Genomic DNA, 14,974 nt, shown 5'->3' with positions numbered 1-14,974 from the left:
GGCCGAGGGAAGTGAATGAAGGTATGAACATCCTGTTTATGGGTCCTCCCGGAGCCGGCAAAGGCACGCAGGCGGAACGGATCGTCGAAGAGTTCGGCGTTCCGCACATCTCCACGGGCGACGCGTTCCGTTTGGCGATGAAACAAGGCACGCCGCTGGGACTGAAGGCGAAGGAGTACGTGGATCAAGGTCTCCTCGTGCCGGACGAAGTCACCAACGGCATCGTGCGCGACCGTTTGGCGGAAGAGGATTGCAAGAAGGGCTTCCTCCTCGACGGCTTTCCGAGAACGCTGGCGCAAGCGCAGGCACTGGACGGAATGTTGGCCGAAATGGGCCGCAAGATCGACCACGTGATCAACCTGAAGGTAGACCGCGGATTGCTGCTTGCCCGTCTGACGGGCCGGCGGATTTGCAAATCCTGCGGCTCCACTTACCATGTGATCTTCAACCCGCCGAAGCAGGAAGGCGTCTGCGACAAATGCGGCGGGGAGCTGTATCAGCGCTCGGACGACACGGAAGAGAAAGTCGGCACCCGGCTAGACGAGTATACGAGCAAGACGGCGCCGCTCTTGGCGTATTACGGCGACAAGGGTCTGCTCCGCGAAGTGGACGGGGAGAAGGACATTGATGCTGTCACTGCCGAGATAGGTTCACTTCTGAGAGGATCTAGTCGGCCATGATCGTATGCAAGTCCGAAACGGAACTGAACTTGATGCGCGAGGCCGGCCGGATTGTCGCGGAGACGCACCGCCTGATGAAGCAGGCGGTCGTGCCCGGCATCACCACCGCGGAATTGGACCGGATTGCGGATACGTACATTCGGAGCCAAGGTGCCGTTCCCTCTTTCAAAGGCTACAACGGATTTCCGTCCAGCATCTGCGCTTCCGTCAACGAGGAGCTCGTTCACGGGTTCCCCGGACCTCGGAAGCTCGTGGAGGGCGACATCATCAGCATCGACATCGGCGCTCAATACCGGGGATACCACGGCGATTCCGCCTGGACCTACGCGGTCGGCACCATCTCTGATGAGGCGCAGCGCCTATTGGACGTAACGGAAGCCTCGCTCTACGCGGGACTTGAACTCGTTCGTCCGGACGTCAGGCTGTTCACCGTATCCCACGGCATCCAAAAAGTCATCGAAGAGGCGGGTTTCTCGGTCGTGCGGGAGTATGTCGGACACGGCATCGGCGCCAAGCTGCACGAGGAGCCCCAAATTCCGAACTACGGCATTCCCGAACGGGGCCCAAGGCTGAAACCGGGCATGACGCTCGCGATCGAGCCGATGGTCGTGGCGGGAGAGCGTTACGTGAAGACCCTCTCGGACAATTGGACGGTCGTGACGGTGGACGGATCGCTGTGCGCGCATTTCGAGCATACCATTGCCGTAACCGAAGACGGGTTCGAGATCCTGACCCGTACTTGAGAAGCCAGGTGAATTCGCTATGACGGCTCGGAACAACCTGAACCCCGGCGATCTCGTGAGAAGCCGACGCGGCAAAGACGAGGACCAGCTCTATGTGGTTCTTGCCGCCCTTGACGAGCGATCCGCGCTCGTGGCCGACGGCGACAAACGCCGATTCGACCGGCCCAAACGCAAAAACGTGCTTCATCTCGAGCCGCTCGGGATTCATAGCGAGGAAGTCGCAGGCAGCCTTCGCGAGACCGGTCGCGTGACGAACGCCAAGCTCCGGTTCGCGATCGCCAAAGCCGAGGCGACGGTCAAGGCCGGTACGCGTCCGCCAGACGACGCGATATCGACCGCGAATGCGGCAACCGAAACGCGACAGCAGAGCGACGCCTTTTCGGTTGCACGGGGTGCTGAAGAGAAAGGAGAATGACGTTGGCCAAAGAGGACGTTATCGAGGTAGAGGGAACGGTCATCGAACCGCTTCCGAACGCGATGTTCAAGGTGGAGCTTGAGAACGGGCACCAGATCCTGGCGCATGTCTCCGGCAAGCTGCGGATGCACTTCATCCGGATCCTGACGGGAGACAAAGTCGTCATCCAACTGTCGCCTTACGATCTGACGCGGGGCCGCATCACCTACCGCAAATAAGTTCTTTCTCCGGATTACCGAACCACGAGGAGGTTATAAATCATGAAGGTGAGACCTTCGGTCAAACCGATTTGCGAAAAATGCAAAGTCATTCGCCGCAAAGGCAACGTGATGGTTATCTGCGAAAATCCGAAGCACAAACAAAAACAAGGCTAAGAGGAGGTGCATCTGACACATGGCACGTATTGCTGGTGTTGACCTTCCCCGCGACAAACGCGTGGAAATCGCCCTGACGTACATCTTCGGGATCGGCAAAACGACTTCCCAGAAGCTGCTCGCCCAAAGCGAGATCAATCCGAACACGCGCGTTCGCGAACTGACGGAAGACGAGCTGGGCCGTCTGCGCGACGCGATCGACAAATCGCTTAAAGTCGAAGGCGATCTTCGCCGCGAAATCGCCCTGAACATCAAACGCTTGACGGAAATCGGCTGTTACCGCGGTATCCGCCATCGCCGCGGCCTCCCGGTTCGCGGACAGCGCACGAAAACGAATGCCCGCACGCGCAAAGGCCCGCGCCGTACGGTAGCGAACAAGAAGAAGTAATAAGGGGGGATAACGAGCATGGCACCGAAAGGAAAAAAAGTCGTACGCACGAAGCGTCGTGACCGCAAAAACATCGACTCTGGCGTCGCGCACATCCGCTCGACGTTCAACAATACGATCGTGACGATCACGGATCCTCACGGCAACGCGGTTTCCTGGGCGAGCTCCGGCAACCTTGGCTTCAAAGGCTCACGCAAATCCACTCCGTTCGCCGCGCAAATGGCTGCTGAATCCGCAGCGCGCGCAGCGATGGAGCATGGCATGCGCACCGTCGAAGTCATGGTTAAAGGTCCTGGAGCAGGCCGTGAAGCGGCCATCCGTTCGCTGCAGGCCGCCGGCCTGGAAGTCAGCATGATCAAAGACGTAACGCCGGTTCCGCACAACGGATGCCGTCCTCCGAAACGCCGCCGCGTATAAGACACGCCGTATCGTAGCGGTCGAAACGCGGCCTTCGGGCGACGCATTTTCGGCCGCACGGAATGTGGTATCAAACAAAAACAACTTGTGAATAATGGTTGTAATGGTTAGGCATACTACATGGTTTACCGTTAAGCGGGGAGAGTTTGCTCCGCAAACTCCCGATAGCAGGGAGAGTTTGCTCCGCAAACTCCCGATGTAAAGGTAAACAAACGGCAACGTCCGCGTCTCAGCGACGTTTGAAGGAGGGCATTGTTTGTGATTGTGATCGAGAAGCCGAAAATCGAGACGGTAGAGATCCAGGAAGACAAAAGGTATGGCCGATTCGTCGTGGAACCGCTGGAACGCGGTTACGGCATGACGTTGGGCAACTCCCTCCGCCGTATCCTGCTGTCTTCCTTGCCGGGCGCAGCAGCCGTATCCGTGCAGATCGACGGCGTGCTTCACGAGTTCTCCACGGTTCCCGGAGTGGTGGAGGATGTGACCGAAATCATCCTCAACCTGAAGCGCCTGTCCCTGAAGATCCACTCCGACGAGGAGAAAATCCTGGAGATCGACGCGGAAGGCGAAGGCGTCGTCACGGCCGGTGACATCCGCGCCGACAGCGACGTCGAAATCCTGAACCCGGATCTGCACATCGCGACCCTGGCTTCCGGCGCGCGACTTCACATGCGCATCTATGCCAAGCAGGGACGCGGATATGTGCCGGCGGACCGCAACAAGAAGGAAGATCAGCCGATCGGCGTCATTCCGATCGATTCGATCTACACGCCGATTACCCGCGTGAACTATCAAGTCGAGAACACTCGCGTCGGCCAAGTGACCAACTACGACAAGCTCACGTTGGAAGTTTGGACGGACGGCAGCATCCGGCCGGAAGAAGCGGTCAGCCTGGGCGCGAAGATCTTGACGGACCACCTGTCGCTCTTCGTCGGTCTGACGGACGAGGCCAAGGACACCGAAACGATGAAAGAGAAGGAAGAGGACAAGAAAGAGAAAGTGCTCGAGATGACCATCGAAGAGCTGGATCTTTCGGTCCGTTCCTACAACTGCCTGAAACGCGCCGGCATCAACACCGTGCAAGAGCTGATCACGAAAACCGAAGAGGACATGATGAAAGTCCGCAACCTCGGACGCAAGTCTTTGGAGGAAGTTCAAGAGAAGCTCGAAGAGCTCGGCCTGGGCCTGCGCATGGAAGAGTAAGCAACAAGGAGGGGAAATACGAAATGGCATACTCGAAACTGAGTCGCGACTCCAGCTCGCGGAAAGCTCTATTCCGCGACCTGGTGACCGACCTGTTCCTTTATGAGCGCATCCAAACGACCGAAGCGAAAGCCAAGGAAGTGCGTTCGATCGCGGAAAAACTGATCACCCTCGCCAAGCGCGGAGATCTGCATGCCCGCCGTCAGGTGGCGGCATTCGTGCGCCGGGAGACTTTGAACGGCGAACAAGACGCCATCCAGAAATTGTTCTCCGATCTGGCGACGCGCTACGCGGAACGTGCGGGCGGATATACCCGCATCCTGAAGCTGGGTCCCCGCCGCGGCGACTCCGCTCCGATGGTATATCTCGAACTCGTAGACCGCGCGTAAGGAACCAAGTAAAACGGCTACGCCGTCCTTTTCGGACGGATAGACGTTTTATCGAAGATCAATCAGAAATGCATAGGAGATCGTTATAAATTCTGATTGATCAAGTAAAAACGACTTCGTCATCCTTCAGAAGTGAGTGTCGTTTTTATCGCGGAGCAAAGAAGGATGGACCGAATCGCCGATTCGGATCATCCTTTTTTTGCTTTTGTCCCCAAAAAGCGAAGAAGACTCTCGAAGCGTATTCCGATCACTTTTTGGGGGTCCCGGACGGAGAAGATGAGATGGGCGGGAGGCGATAACGTGCGAAGGAACATCGGCCTGGTGATCAGCTATGACGGGACCGGCTACAACGGCTTCCAAAGCCAGCCGGAGGGCAATACGATCCAGGATCGGCTCGAGCAGGCGATCCGGGTTCTGACCGGCGAAGAGATCCGCGTCACCGGCACCGGCCGTACGGACGCCGGCGTGCATGCCAGGCGCATGGTCATCCATTTCCGCACGGAGTCCAGGATCCCGATCGAGCGCTGGGCCGTCGCGCTGAACGCAAGGCTGCCGGACGATATCGTGGTCCATTCCGCGCGGGACATGCCGGAGGAGTTCCATGCGATCCGGCACGCCCTTCGCAAGACGTACCGCTATACGGTCAACTGCGAGAAATTCCCGGACCCGTTTCGCCGTCCGTTCGAGTTCCACCATCCGCTGCCTCTCGATATCGAGGCCATGAGGCAGGGACTCCAGTTTCTCGTGGGAGAGCATGACTTTACCTCTTTCACCAGCCCTCTGTCGACGAAGCCGAGCCATGTTCGCACGATCTACGAGGCACGATTGGTGAAGGATGAGGGGCGCGAAACGCTGCCGACTTTCCTGGAAGACTTCGACCGGCAGCGATATCCGGGCAGGATGCGGGGCGTGTTTCATTTCTATGTTACCGGCAACGGTTTTCTATATAATATGGTCCGTATTATTGTCGGCACCATCTTGCAGGTAGGAGAAAGGAAACGGGCTCCCGAGGAGGTCGCCTCCATCCTGGCGGCCCGGGATCGGGCGCAAGCCGGACCGACTGCCATGCCGCACGGGCTGACGTTATGGGAAGTCGAATACGATGAAAAATATACTTGCGTAACCAGCCCACTTCCTGTACAATAATTTTTGTGCCTTCTTCATGGCTTCCCACGGCCCCGAATGAAGAATCCGCACTATTTTCGCATGTATTGACTTAACGAAGAATTCAAACCACTTGCGCTGATCCATCCAGCGGCAAGCGGAAACGGAACCTATACACAACGGACTGCAAGAAACTTTAAGGAGGATCATCCATGCGCACCACTTACATGGCGAAGACGAACGAAGTCGAACGCAAATGGCTTCTGATCGACGCCGAAGGCAAAACCCTCGGCCGTCTGGCCAGCGAAGCCGCCGCCCTGATCCGCGGCAAGCACAAACCGGAATTCACTCCGCATATCGACACGGGTGACTTCGTCATCATCATCAACGCCGACAAAGTCAAGCTGACGGGCAAGAAATTGCAGCAAAAGAAATACTACACGCACTCCCATCATCCGGGCGGCTTGAAGACGACGACGGCCGGCGAAATGCTGCAGAAGAAACCGGAACGCTTGGTAGAGCTCGCGGTATACGGCATGCTTCCGCACAACAAGCTCGGCCATCAGCTGAAATCCAAGCTCAAAGTATACGCAGGTGCGGAGCATCCGCACCAAGCCCAACAACCAGAAGTTTACGAACTTCGCGGATAATAGGAGGACGAACGAATGGCTCAAGTGCAATATATCGGAACGGGTCGTCGGAAACAATCCGTCGCGCGGGTTCGTCTCGTGCCGGGTGAAGGCCGCATCATCATCAACACCCGCGACATTAACGAATATTTCGGTCTCGAAACGCTGAAACTGATCGTGAAGCAGCCCCTGGTGCTGACCGAAACGTCCGGCAAATACGATGTTCTCGTATTGGCCCACGGCGGCGGAACGTCCGGTCAAGCCGGCGCGATCCGTCACGGCATTTCCCGCGCGCTGCTCAAAGCCGATCCGGAACTGCGCCCCGCGCTGAAGAGAGCCGGTTTCCTGACCCGCGATCCGCGGATGAAGGAACGGAAGAAATACGGCCTCAAGGCTGCACGCCGCGCTCCTCAATTCTCCAAACGTTAATCTGCCATACCCGATGCCTCTTCCGCCGACCGTTCGGCCGGGGAGGCATTTTCGTTTCCGCGGAATAGAATGAAATGCCGGTTCAGGCAGGCTTTTGTCCCGGAAAGTTCGGCTCCATCCATTGAACTATCGGGGTGGAAGGCGTATAATGAACGTAATTCACATTACAATACTAGGATTTGAAAACGGAGGCCCAAAACGATGAATTTCTTCGAGAAAGAGGCGCTCATCCGCCAGAAGGCGGAGGAGTTCGAGAACGCGTCGCCCGAAACGGTTATCCGGTGGGCGGTCGAGACGTTCCCGAACATCACGTTCGCTTGCAGCTTCGGAGCGGAAGATGTCGTGCTCGTCGATATGCTGCAAAAAATCAGTCCGAAAACGGATATTTTCTATCTGGACACGGATTTTCATTTTAAGGAAACGTACGAAACGCGCGACAGGATGGTCGAGAAATACGGCTTGGAATTCGTCCAGGTCAAGCCTGAACTCACGCCGGAAGAGCAAGCCGCCAAGCATGGCGACGAGCTGTGGAAAAGCGATCCGAATGCCTGCTGCAACATCCGCAAAGTCGAGCCACTGACTCGCATCCTGGGCAAATACGAAGCCTGGATCACGGGAATCCGCCGCGATCAGGCGCCGACGCGCGCGAACGCGAAGAAAGTGGAATACGACACCAAGTTCGGCTTGGTGAAGTTCAATCCGCTTGCCGCTTGGACTTCGGAAGACGTCTGGGACTATATCCGGGCCAATGACGTGATCTATAACCCGCTTCATGACCGGAACTACCCCAGCATCGGCTGCGAGCATTGCACGCGTCCGGTAATGCCGGGCGAAGATCCGCGCGCGGGACGTTGGTCGGGCAACGAGAAGACCGAGTGCGGTCTCCACAAATAACGGCGATAAGTCCGAACTAAGCTGATAAGGAGCTACTCAACCATGAGCGCAATTCTACCGCATGGCGGAACGTTGATCAATCGGCTGGCTGAAGGCAAGGAGCGGGAAGAACTGCTCGCGAAGGCGGAAGGCCTCGCCAAAATTCCCGTCAGCAATTGGACCGTATCCGACCTGGATTTGATCGGCGTAGGCGCCTTCAGTCCGCTGACGGGTTTCATGAACGAAGAGGACTATTTGTCGGTCGTCGACACGATGCGTTTGAAAAACGGACTTGTCTGGAGCATCCCGATCACGCTGGCCGTAACTTCCGATCAAGCCGCAACGCTGGCCGTCGGGCAGCAAGCCGCGCTCGTCGGGGAGAAGGATGGGATCATTTATGCCATCCTGGACGTCGAGAGCATCTATAAAGTCGACAAGAAGCATGAGGCCGTCAAAGTGTTCAAGACGGACGAAACGGCGCATCCGGGCGTCGTGAAGCTGTTCGACCGTCCCGACACCTATGTTGGCGGTCCGATCCGCGTGCTGAACCGGCCGAAGCCGGAGAAGTTCAACGAATATTACTTCGATCCGTCGGAAACCCGCCGCATTTTCGCCGAGAAGGGCTGGCGCACGGTCGTCGGCTTCCAGACGCGGAATCCGGTGCACCGGGCTCACGAATACATCCAGAAATGCGCCATGGAAATCGTGGACGCGTTGTTCTTGAATCCGCTCGTCGGCGAGACCAAATCGGACGACGTGCCGGCGAACGTTCGGATGAAAAGCTACTTGGCGCTTCTTGAGAATTACTACCCGAAAGACCGGGTATTCTTGGGCGTCTTCCCCGCTGCGATGCGATACGCGGGTCCGCGCGAAGCGATTTTCCACGCCATGGTCCGCAAAAATTACGGCTGCACGCATTTCATCGTCGGCCGCGACCATGCGGGAGTAGGCGACTATTACGGCACGTATGAGGCCCAGGAGCTTCTCCGTTCTTTCCCCGCCGAGGACCTCGGCATCACGCCGCTGTTCTTCGAGCACAGCTTCTTCTGTACGAAATGCGGCAACATGGCTTCGAGCAAGACGTGTCCTCACGACAAAGAGGATCACCTGACCCTCTCGGGCACGAAGGTGCGCGCGCTGCTCCGCGAGGGCACTTGCCCGCCGCCGGAGTTCTCCCGTCCGGAAGTCGCGAAAATCCTGATCGAAGGCATGGCCGAAGCCAGCAAGACGTACGCGATTTAACGTTCAAATATCATAAAGATCCACCTTGTCCCATAGAATGTAACGAATCCGATTCGTGGGACGGGGTGGATTTTTTGTTTTCTTCTTCCGGCAATCGAAACCACTGGAACAAAATCGGCGTCCGCCTGCGTTTCGTCGTCTGGCTGACGCGAAGAGGATGGATCCGGTTGGGGTTGGCCGCGGGTCTGGTGGCGCTGACGGCAACCGTGTTTCTGACGGAGCTGCCGTCCTCCAGCACGTGGACGTACTGGTCCTTGCCGCTCTCGGGGAAAATCATCGTGCTCGACGCGGGTCATGGCGGACCTGATGGCGGGGCCGTCAGTCGGGAAGGGACGATCGAGAAGGATCTGAACCTGGCGATCGTTCTGCATTTGCGGGATTACCTTCAGCAGGCGGGGGCTCTCGTCACGCTCACCCGAGAAGGCGATTACGATCTCGCCAAACCGGAGACGAAGGGATACTCGCGCAGGAAAACCGAGGATTTGCTGAAGCGGGCGCAGCGGGTGAAGGAACGCAAGGCCGATTTGATCCTGAGCGTCCATATGAATAGCATCCCTTCGCCGAAGTGGTCGGGGGCGCAAACGTTCTATTTTTCGGGGAACGAGGAAAGCGCGAGGCTCGCTGCCGACATCCAGGCGGAAATCCGGACGGCGCTCGGCAATTCGACTCGCGTGGCCAAGCCCAACGATACGGTCTATTTGCTGAAAGCCGTGGAGATGCCCGCAGCCCTCGTGGAAGTCGGCTTCCTGTCCCACCCGGAGGAGGCGCGGCTGCTGGCGGACGAGAACTACCAGAAGAAGGTCGCTGCGGCGATCTACCGGGGAGTTCTCCGTTACGCGGCTGGCAAGAGCGTCCAGCCGTAGCCTGTGATATACTGGGCAATAGCGGTGTACATTAGGAAGCTGAGCTTGGAGGTCTGCCCAGGATGATAACCAGGGAATCGATATTGGAAGCTTTGAAAGCAGTACGCGAACCCACCCTGCGGAGGGGATTGGCCGAGCTGGGCCTCATTCGCGACGTCGTCGCCAGGGAGGGCTCGGCATCCTTGACCGTCGTGCTGCATCCGGACAGCATGAACCGTACTGAGGATTTGCAACGAGAGCTGGTATCCGCGCTGGAGGGAATCGGAGCGGCGGCGCCGCACTTTCGTTACCGGGTCATGACGGAGCACGAGAAGGCGGATGCTTTGTCTAAGCTGCATCCGGAAGGCGAAAGAGCAAGCGTGCCAAACGAAGGCAAGCCGGCGGCCCCGGTGAAGGGTCATGGGGCGGGACTGGAGAAAAACGCGCTGCTCAGTCCCGAGAGCGGCGTGGAGTTCATCGCGATCGCAAGCGGCAAGGGCGGTGTCGGCAAATCCACCGTCACCGTCAATCTTGCAGCTGCGCTGGCGCGCAAAGGGAAACGGGTCGGGCTGATCGACGCGGACATCTACGGTTTCAGCGTTCCCGACATGATGGGTATCGAAGAGCGTCCGGAGCAAGTCGGGGACAAAATTTTGCCCGTCTGCCGGTTCGGAGTGAAAGTCATTTCGATGGGCTTCTTCGTGGAAGACAACAGCCCGATCGTCTGGCGCGGTCCGATGCTCGGCAAGATGCTGCGAAATTTCTTCGCGGAGATCGAATGGGGAGAGCTCGATTATTTGCTGCTCGACCTGCCTCCGGGAACGGGAGATGTCGCGCTGGATGTGCACCAGATGATTCCGCAGAGCAAGGAGATCATCGTCACGACACCGCACGCAACCGCCGCTTTCGTCGCTGCAAGGGCAGGGGCAATGGCCATCAAGACGAACCATGACATCATCGGCGTGGTGGAGAATATGTCCTATTACGAATGCGGAAACTGCGGAAACCGGGAATACATATTTGGGCGCGGCGGCGGAGGACGGCTGGCGGAAACCCTTCATACGGATTTGCTTGCGCAATTTCCGCTGGGGGCGCCGGATAACCATCCTTCCGAGCCGGATTTTTCTCCTTCGATTTATAAAGCTTCAACGGCGACGGGCCAAGCCTACGACGAACTGGCCGAAGCCGTCATCGCTCGCTGCGGAAAATAAAGGACATAGACAGAAGCTGTCCCGCATTCGGGACAGCTTCTGTCTTTTGGCGGAATCGCTTATATTCCTTCGCATAGGTTAAGCTCCGGAGCTTCCGCCTCCGCCTTGGCCGCCTCCGCCTTGCCCGCCTTCGCCTCCGCCTTCGCCTCCGCCTTCGCCTCCGCCTTGGCCTCCGCCTTGCCCGCCGCCTTGGCCACCTCCGCCTTTTTCTTCCTTCGGAGTCAGTTCCTCTTTAACCACCGTTTGCAGCAATTTCATGATTTCGAGTTTGAACAGCGGATTCTGAATGGCTTCCGTCACGCCCGCCATCATTTGCTTCCGGAACTCGGTCGTTTTCATCGCGTCGGAGAGGATGCGTTGGGCTTCCGGGTTCTTCAGCATCTCGACCAGATCCTTCTGATAACCCGGGTCCTTCATCAGGTCTTTGTGGATCTGCTTATTGTCCTTGCTCACGGCTTTCGCGAATTCGCCCGCGAACTTGGGATCCTTCATGATCTTCTCCAGAACGCGGCTATAGTCGGGCGACGTCAACACATCCTTGACCGCGAGCTTGACCTGCTCATGATCCTGCGGAGTCATGCTTTTCGTCAGAAGCGTGCCTTGTCCTTCCGGAGTCGTGGCGGAGGCTTTGAGGATCGCTTTTTGCGCCTCCTCCGATCCGAGGATGTCGATGACCATCGATTTGACTTCTTTGTAGCTCATTTGACTGCCGCCGCCCTCCGACTCCTGCCCGCAGGACACGAGTACGAGCATAAGCGCGGCAGCGGCCCCGGCTAACGGCAGCCGACGCAGCATACCGACCTCTCCCTTCGATGGGGGTTCTGGACCTAGTATGCGTAGCGCAGGCGGCGATTATCAAGGGCGTTCATGGCTTTTTGGCTGGTTCGTGGTAAAATGGGAAAGACGAAACGAAGACCCGCAAACTGCGCCTCGTTGCCGGCAACGGGGTTGGCAAGGTGCGGGTTGGGGTTATCTGCGCTAATTCGTTGCATAAGAGGCAGGAGGAATTCGAGCTTGAATTTGCGAAAATGGATGAGATTGTTCGGCGTCACGATTCTGATCGGGGGGGCCGTATCCGTATTGACGGGAATCGTCATGAAGTTAGCGGACCCGACTTTCGTTATCCCGAAAGCCGACGACTGGGTTTACAATATTTTCAATATGTTCTTGAGCGGACTGACGCTCGGAGCTTTCGCCCACATGGGATTCTTCGCTTATCTTACGCTGAATTATATCGCCCGGAGCATTTTCAAACGCCCTTATCTATGGGTTGCTTTCCAGGGGTTCGTCGTCGCTTTCGTTCTGGTGGAGGTGGCGGTCAACATGTACGGCACGAATTTTCCGAGCCACGCTTTCTGGCTGCTTCCGGTGGTTCTGACGGCCTGCTCGGCTCTGGTGGCTTGGCGCAAAGCGAAGGAAACGTCCAAAGGGGCGTGGATCCCTTCGTTGTTTTTCATGATCGCGATCACCGTGCTGGAGAGCAATCCGGCCTTTCGGACGGGCAGCATCTCCGCGCTGGTCTACATGCTGCTTCCGCTATTCGTTTGCAATACGTATCAGATCATGAGGCTTCACCGGATATTGGACGCGAAGGCGCCGGTTCCCGGGGAGGCGAAAGCCGGCTGACCTCAGGTCAGCCGGTTCCAAGCGGAGCGGTCCTCCACCGTCTTGTTCCGGGTTTCCGTTTGCCCGAGCAGCTGTCCTACCGTAACGAAATCATAGCCTTGGGCCCGAAGCTGATCGATGATAATCGGCAGCGCCTCATGCGTTTGTTTGCAGGAGTCGCTCGCATGGAGCAAGATAATGTCTCCCGGATGCGCTTTGTCGACGACGCGCCGGACGATGGTGTCTACGCCTGGATTTTTCCAATCGAGCGAGTCGGTATCCCATTGAATGACCTTGTATCCCAAATCGTTCGCGACGCGAAGGACGCGTTTGTCGAAATCGCCGTTGGGCATCCGGATGAGGTTGGGTGCTTTGCCGGTCAACTCGGTAAGCATGCCGTGAGCGGTGGAGATTTGCTTCCGGATCTCCTCTTCCCCGTAGGAGCTGTAATTGTCGTGTTTGTGGCCGTGGCTGCCGATCTCGTAGCCGGCGTCTACCATCCGCTTGACGAGCTCCGGGTGGGTTTTGCTCCAGGGAGACGACAAGAAGAACGTGACGTTCTTGACGCCTTTGTTCTCCAGGATGTCCATAATCGGAGCGGCGCGTTTGTCCCCCCAGCTGATGTCGAACGTAAGCGCGACGACTTTGCGATCGGTAGGCACGCTGTACACAGCGGCGGGCGGATGGGGAGCGAACACGCTCAGGTTATCTCTCTCGACCCAGACGACGGCGAGGGACAGCAGAACGGCCGCCGTCAGAAACGCCATTTGCCGAATGCGCCTTGCATTCAAAACGATAAAAAAGTTCATTTGGATGATTCGTCTCCTTCCATAGCGGAAATCTTTCTTCCAGGCTTGGCTACTATCAATGTATGGCTTGACCCTCTGACTTATTCTTGATCCTCTATTCCTCGAAGGAGGTTTCCCATGTTTACTCGCCAGGCCATCGCGCGGTCGTGGAAGGAAACGCGGCCGTACGTCATCTTTTCCGCTCTATTGTTTTTCGCCGGTATCATCGCGGGAGGAGCGCCGAACAGCTCGGTCGACTGGCTCAGCGGCCAGCTTCAGGCGATTCAGGATTTGGCGGATCGGGCTCGCGAGGCGGACAATCCGCAGCTCGAGTTTTTTTGGCTGATTCTCGTCAACAATTTGTCCAAATCCGTTATGGCGATGTATTTAGGCGTCGTGGCCGGTGTTTTGCCCCTCATCATGCTTGTGCTTAACGGCATGATTATCGGATTCCTGTTCGGCGGATTGGCGGACCAGGGGCAGAACGTGTGGCTCCTCGCGGCGAAAGGGATATTGCCGCACGGAATCTTGGAGCTGCCGGCTTTGTTTTTGGCATGCGGGTTCGGGATCCGGCTCGGTTTTACGTTGATCAAGGGGATTTTCGGCTCGATGCTGGGGAAAACCGAAGCTTGGGGAGCGTTCGTGAGGACCGCATCCGGCTCGGTGCCGGCACTTCTCCTCATCGCGCTCATGCTTCTGATCGCTGCCGGAATCGAGAGCACGGTTACCTATTGGCTTGTCTCTCCCTGATGCCAGAAGCGGATGTCGGCGTTCCGGTCATAAACCGGGGCGGTTTGGAGCATAACACTAAAACATGTCGGAAACGGGATTCTTCACCGTTCCGCGCTCCGGCAATCCGCTTAATTTGGTCAGGGGGCACGGCGAATCATGCTCGGGATGATGTTCACGGACAAAGAGTGCAGGGAATTGGGTTACATGCTCCGCAAGGAATTGGACGAAATGCTGCTGGATATCGGGGACCGCCGTCTGGACGGACCGGTGAAAGAGGCGATCGCGAAGCGGTACAAAATCATCTTTCGCATGTACGCCCGATTGGCTTCGCCGCGGGAATTGTCCCGCTATGCGATTGGATTGCGGACCCAGCGTTAAAAAACCCAGCGCTAAAAAGCTTGACGGTCGGACCGGGCTGTGATAAATTATCTATCGCCGCTTATGATGGGTGGTGCGCAGGGAGTCAGTGCGGCACAAGCCAATGGTTGGAAGAAAAAACCGGTTGCGAAAGCCTAGCCCCCTGTGATATATTATAAAAGTCGCCGTTAGCGCGGTTGACACGAAGCGAAGCGAATGAGCCGAGCGAATTGCTCCTTGAAAACTGAACATCGAGCGTAATACGGATTCGGACTTCGGTTCGAAAACCAGCTTTAACTTTTGAGCCATTAGGCTCTTCAATAAGGTTTACCTTTATGGAGAGTTTGATCCTGGCTCAGGACGAACGCTGGCGGCGTGCCTAATACATGCAAGTCGAGCGGAGTTGCGAGAGAGCTTGCTCTCAAGCAGCTTAGCGGCGGACGGGTGAGTAACACGTAGGCAACCTGCCCGTAAGACCGGGATAACATGCGGAAACGGATGCTAAGACCGGATACGCAGCCCCCTCGCATGAGGGAGCTGGGAAACGCGGAGC

General features: G+C 57.2%; 21 protein-coding genes and 1 rRNA gene. 20 read left to right on the top strand and 2 right to left on the bottom strand.

What is annotated here, in order from left to right:
* The first annotated feature begins 23 nt into the window (after positions 1–23).
* From GE107_RS24465 to GE107_RS24390, 16 genes are all read left to right on the top strand, one after another.
* Positions 24–680: an adenylate kinase gene (locus GE107_RS24465; protein WP_219644126.1), complete on the top strand. Its 657-nt coding sequence runs from the start codon at positions 24–26 to the stop codon at positions 678–680.
* On the top strand, positions 677–1,423 hold the full coding sequence (gene map, locus GE107_RS24460; protein ID WP_219644125.1) for a type I methionyl aminopeptidase: 747 nt from the start codon (positions 677–679) through the stop codon (positions 1,421–1,423). Before GE107_RS24465 ends, map begins: the two co-directional genes overlap by 4 nt.
* A 19-nt stretch (positions 1,424–1,442) precedes the next feature.
* Positions 1,443–1,838 carry a hypothetical protein gene (locus tag GE107_RS24455; RefSeq protein ID WP_370636525.1) on the top strand — a complete coding sequence of 132 codons (396 nt, stop codon included), beginning with the start codon at positions 1,443–1,445 and terminating at the stop codon, positions 1,836–1,838.
* A 2-nt stretch (positions 1,839–1,840) separates the two neighbouring features.
* Positions 1,841–2,056: a translation initiation factor IF-1 gene (gene infA / locus GE107_RS24450; RefSeq protein ID WP_035121186.1), complete on the top strand. Its 216-nt coding sequence runs from the start codon at positions 1,841–1,843 to the stop codon at positions 2,054–2,056.
* 42 nt (positions 2,057–2,098) lie between these two features.
* On the top strand, positions 2,099–2,212 hold the full coding sequence (rpmJ, locus tag GE107_RS24445) for a 50S ribosomal protein L36 (RefSeq protein ID WP_003333770.1): 114 nt from the start codon (positions 2,099–2,101) through the stop codon (positions 2,210–2,212).
* Positions 2,213–2,231: 19 nt separating this feature from the next.
* Positions 2,232–2,600 (top strand): 30S ribosomal protein S13, encoded by a 369-nt coding sequence (gene rpsM / locus GE107_RS24440; protein WP_219644124.1) that lies wholly within the window; start codon positions 2,232–2,234, stop codon positions 2,598–2,600.
* An 18-nt stretch (positions 2,601–2,618) separates the two neighbouring features.
* Positions 2,619–3,017: a 30S ribosomal protein S11 gene (rpsK, locus tag GE107_RS24435; RefSeq protein ID WP_123042108.1), complete on the top strand. Its 399-nt coding sequence runs from the start codon at positions 2,619–2,621 to the stop codon at positions 3,015–3,017.
* A 258-nt stretch (positions 3,018–3,275) separates the two neighbouring features.
* Positions 3,276–4,220 carry a DNA-directed RNA polymerase subunit alpha gene (locus tag GE107_RS24430; RefSeq protein WP_219644122.1) on the top strand — a complete coding sequence of 315 codons (945 nt, stop codon included), beginning with the start codon at positions 3,276–3,278 and terminating at the stop codon, positions 4,218–4,220.
* Positions 4,221–4,243: 23 nt separating this feature from the next.
* Positions 4,244–4,609, top strand: coding sequence for a 50S ribosomal protein L17 (rplQ, locus tag GE107_RS24425; protein ID WP_219644120.1), 366 nt, complete (start codon positions 4,244–4,246; stop codon positions 4,607–4,609).
* A gap of 276 nt (positions 4,610–4,885) precedes the next feature.
* Entirely contained in the window at positions 4,886–5,755 is an 870-nt protein-coding gene (gene truA, locus GE107_RS24420; RefSeq protein ID WP_219644118.1) for a tRNA pseudouridine(38-40) synthase TruA, read from the top strand.
* A gap of 170 nt (positions 5,756–5,925) precedes the next feature.
* Positions 5,926–6,363, top strand: coding sequence for a 50S ribosomal protein L13 (gene rplM / locus GE107_RS24415; protein WP_219644116.1), 438 nt, complete (start codon positions 5,926–5,928; stop codon positions 6,361–6,363).
* A gap of 15 nt (positions 6,364–6,378) precedes the next feature.
* The gene (gene rpsI, locus GE107_RS24410; protein WP_219644114.1) at positions 6,379–6,771 is read left to right on the top strand and encodes a 30S ribosomal protein S9; all 393 of its coding nucleotides are present in this window, start codon (positions 6,379–6,381) and stop codon (positions 6,769–6,771) included.
* 201 nt (positions 6,772–6,972) lie between these two features.
* Positions 6,973–7,665 (top strand): phosphoadenylyl-sulfate reductase, encoded by a 693-nt coding sequence (locus GE107_RS24405; protein ID WP_219644111.1) that lies wholly within the window; start codon positions 6,973–6,975, stop codon positions 7,663–7,665.
* 42 nt (positions 7,666–7,707) lie between these two features.
* Positions 7,708–8,886 carry a sulfate adenylyltransferase gene (sat, locus tag GE107_RS24400; RefSeq protein WP_219644109.1) on the top strand — a complete coding sequence of 393 codons (1,179 nt, stop codon included), beginning with the start codon at positions 7,708–7,710 and terminating at the stop codon, positions 8,884–8,886.
* A gap of 74 nt (positions 8,887–8,960) precedes the next feature.
* Positions 8,961–9,749, top strand: a complete 789-nt coding sequence (gene cwlD / locus GE107_RS24395) for an N-acetylmuramoyl-L-alanine amidase CwlD (protein ID WP_255570841.1) — start codon at positions 8,961–8,963, stop codon at positions 9,747–9,749.
* A gap of 62 nt (positions 9,750–9,811) precedes the next feature.
* Entirely contained in the window at positions 9,812–10,939 is a 1,128-nt protein-coding gene (locus tag GE107_RS24390; protein ID WP_219644107.1) for an Mrp/NBP35 family ATP-binding protein, read from the top strand.
* Positions 10,940–11,017: 78 nt separating this feature from the next.
* On the opposite strand, the gene gerD is transcribed toward GE107_RS24390, so the two are convergent.
* Positions 11,018–11,734 carry a spore germination lipoprotein GerD gene (gerD, locus tag GE107_RS24385; protein WP_219644105.1) on the bottom strand — a complete coding sequence of 239 codons (717 nt, stop codon included), beginning with the start codon at positions 11,732–11,734 and terminating at the stop codon, positions 11,018–11,020.
* A 219-nt stretch (positions 11,735–11,953) separates the two neighbouring features.
* Here gerD and GE107_RS24380 point away from each other — a divergent pair, with 219 nt between their 5' ends.
* Positions 11,954–12,565, top strand: a complete 612-nt coding sequence (locus tag GE107_RS24380; protein WP_219644103.1) for a KinB-signaling pathway activation protein — start codon at positions 11,954–11,956, stop codon at positions 12,563–12,565.
* A 2-nt stretch (positions 12,566–12,567) separates the two neighbouring features.
* Here GE107_RS24380 and pdaB read toward each other — a convergent pair whose 3' ends face one another.
* Complete coding sequence (gene pdaB / locus GE107_RS24375; protein WP_219644101.1) at positions 12,568–13,353, bottom strand: polysaccharide deacetylase family sporulation protein PdaB; 786 nt, start codon at positions 13,351–13,353, stop codon at positions 12,568–12,570.
* 117 nt (positions 13,354–13,470) lie between these two features.
* Here pdaB and GE107_RS24370 point away from each other — a divergent pair, with 117 nt between their 5' ends.
* The 3 genes from GE107_RS24370 to GE107_RS24360 form a co-directional block, all read left to right on the top strand.
* Positions 13,471–14,082, top strand: a complete 612-nt coding sequence (locus GE107_RS24370) for a stage II sporulation protein M (RefSeq protein ID WP_219644099.1) — start codon at positions 13,471–13,473, stop codon at positions 14,080–14,082.
* 138 nt (positions 14,083–14,220) lie between these two features.
* Positions 14,221–14,442: a hypothetical protein gene (locus tag GE107_RS24365; protein WP_219644098.1), complete on the top strand. Its 222-nt coding sequence runs from the start codon at positions 14,221–14,223 to the stop codon at positions 14,440–14,442.
* 311 nt (positions 14,443–14,753) lie between these two features.
* Positions 14,754–14,974 (top strand): 16S ribosomal RNA (locus GE107_RS24360); the annotation flags it as partial.

It is taken from the genome of Cohnella sp. CFH 77786, from assembly GCF_019400745.1.
Lineage (GTDB): Bacteria > Bacillota > Bacilli > Paenibacillales > Paenibacillaceae > Cohnella.
This window is presented reverse-complemented; position numbering and strand designations above follow the sequence as displayed.

What these genes read in the sequence shown, in the direction of transcription:
- rpsI (WP_219644114.1), top strand. Translation starts at nt 6,379, where the DNA reads ATGGCTCAAGTGCAATATATCGGAACGGGTCGTCGGAAACAATCCGTC.
- rpsM (WP_219644124.1), top strand. Translation starts at nt 2,232, where the DNA reads ATGGCACGTATTGCTGGTGTTGACCTTCCCCGCGACAAACGCGTGGAA.
- GE107_RS24370 (WP_219644099.1), top strand. Translation starts at nt 13,471, where the DNA reads ATGTTTACTCGCCAGGCCATCGCGCGGTCGTGGAAGGAAACGCGGCCG.
- truA (WP_219644118.1), top strand. Translation starts at nt 4,886, where the DNA reads ATGAGATGGGCGGGAGGCGATAACGTGCGAAGGAACATCGGCCTGGTG.
- GE107_RS24365 (WP_219644098.1), top strand. Translation starts at nt 14,221, where the DNA reads ATGCTCGGGATGATGTTCACGGACAAAGAGTGCAGGGAATTGGGTTAC.
- map (WP_219644125.1), top strand. Translation starts at nt 677, where the DNA reads ATGATCGTATGCAAGTCCGAAACGGAACTGAACTTGATGCGCGAGGCC.
- GE107_RS24405 (WP_219644111.1), top strand. Translation starts at nt 6,973, where the DNA reads ATGAATTTCTTCGAGAAAGAGGCGCTCATCCGCCAGAAGGCGGAGGAG.
- rpsK (WP_123042108.1), top strand. Translation starts at nt 2,619, where the DNA reads ATGGCACCGAAAGGAAAAAAAGTCGTACGCACGAAGCGTCGTGACCGC.
- gerD (WP_219644105.1), bottom strand. Translation starts at nt 11,734, where the DNA reads ATGCTGCGTCGGCTGCCGTTAGCCGGGGCCGCTGCCGCGCTTATGCTC.
- GE107_RS24455 (WP_370636525.1), top strand. Translation starts at nt 1,443, where the DNA reads ATGACGGCTCGGAACAACCTGAACCCCGGCGATCTCGTGAGAAGCCGA.
- rpmJ (WP_003333770.1), top strand. Translation starts at nt 2,099, where the DNA reads ATGAAGGTGAGACCTTCGGTCAAACCGATTTGCGAAAAATGCAAAGTC.
- rplQ (WP_219644120.1), top strand. Translation starts at nt 4,244, where the DNA reads ATGGCATACTCGAAACTGAGTCGCGACTCCAGCTCGCGGAAAGCTCTA.
- rplM (WP_219644116.1), top strand. Translation starts at nt 5,926, where the DNA reads ATGCGCACCACTTACATGGCGAAGACGAACGAAGTCGAACGCAAATGG.
- GE107_RS24465 (WP_219644126.1), top strand. Translation starts at nt 24, where the DNA reads ATGAACATCCTGTTTATGGGTCCTCCCGGAGCCGGCAAAGGCACGCAG.
- GE107_RS24390 (WP_219644107.1), top strand. Translation starts at nt 9,812, where the DNA reads ATGATAACCAGGGAATCGATATTGGAAGCTTTGAAAGCAGTACGCGAA.
- sat (WP_219644109.1), top strand. Translation starts at nt 7,708, where the DNA reads ATGAGCGCAATTCTACCGCATGGCGGAACGTTGATCAATCGGCTGGCT.
- pdaB (WP_219644101.1), bottom strand. Translation starts at nt 13,353, where the DNA reads ATGAACTTTTTTATCGTTTTGAATGCAAGGCGCATTCGGCAAATGGCG.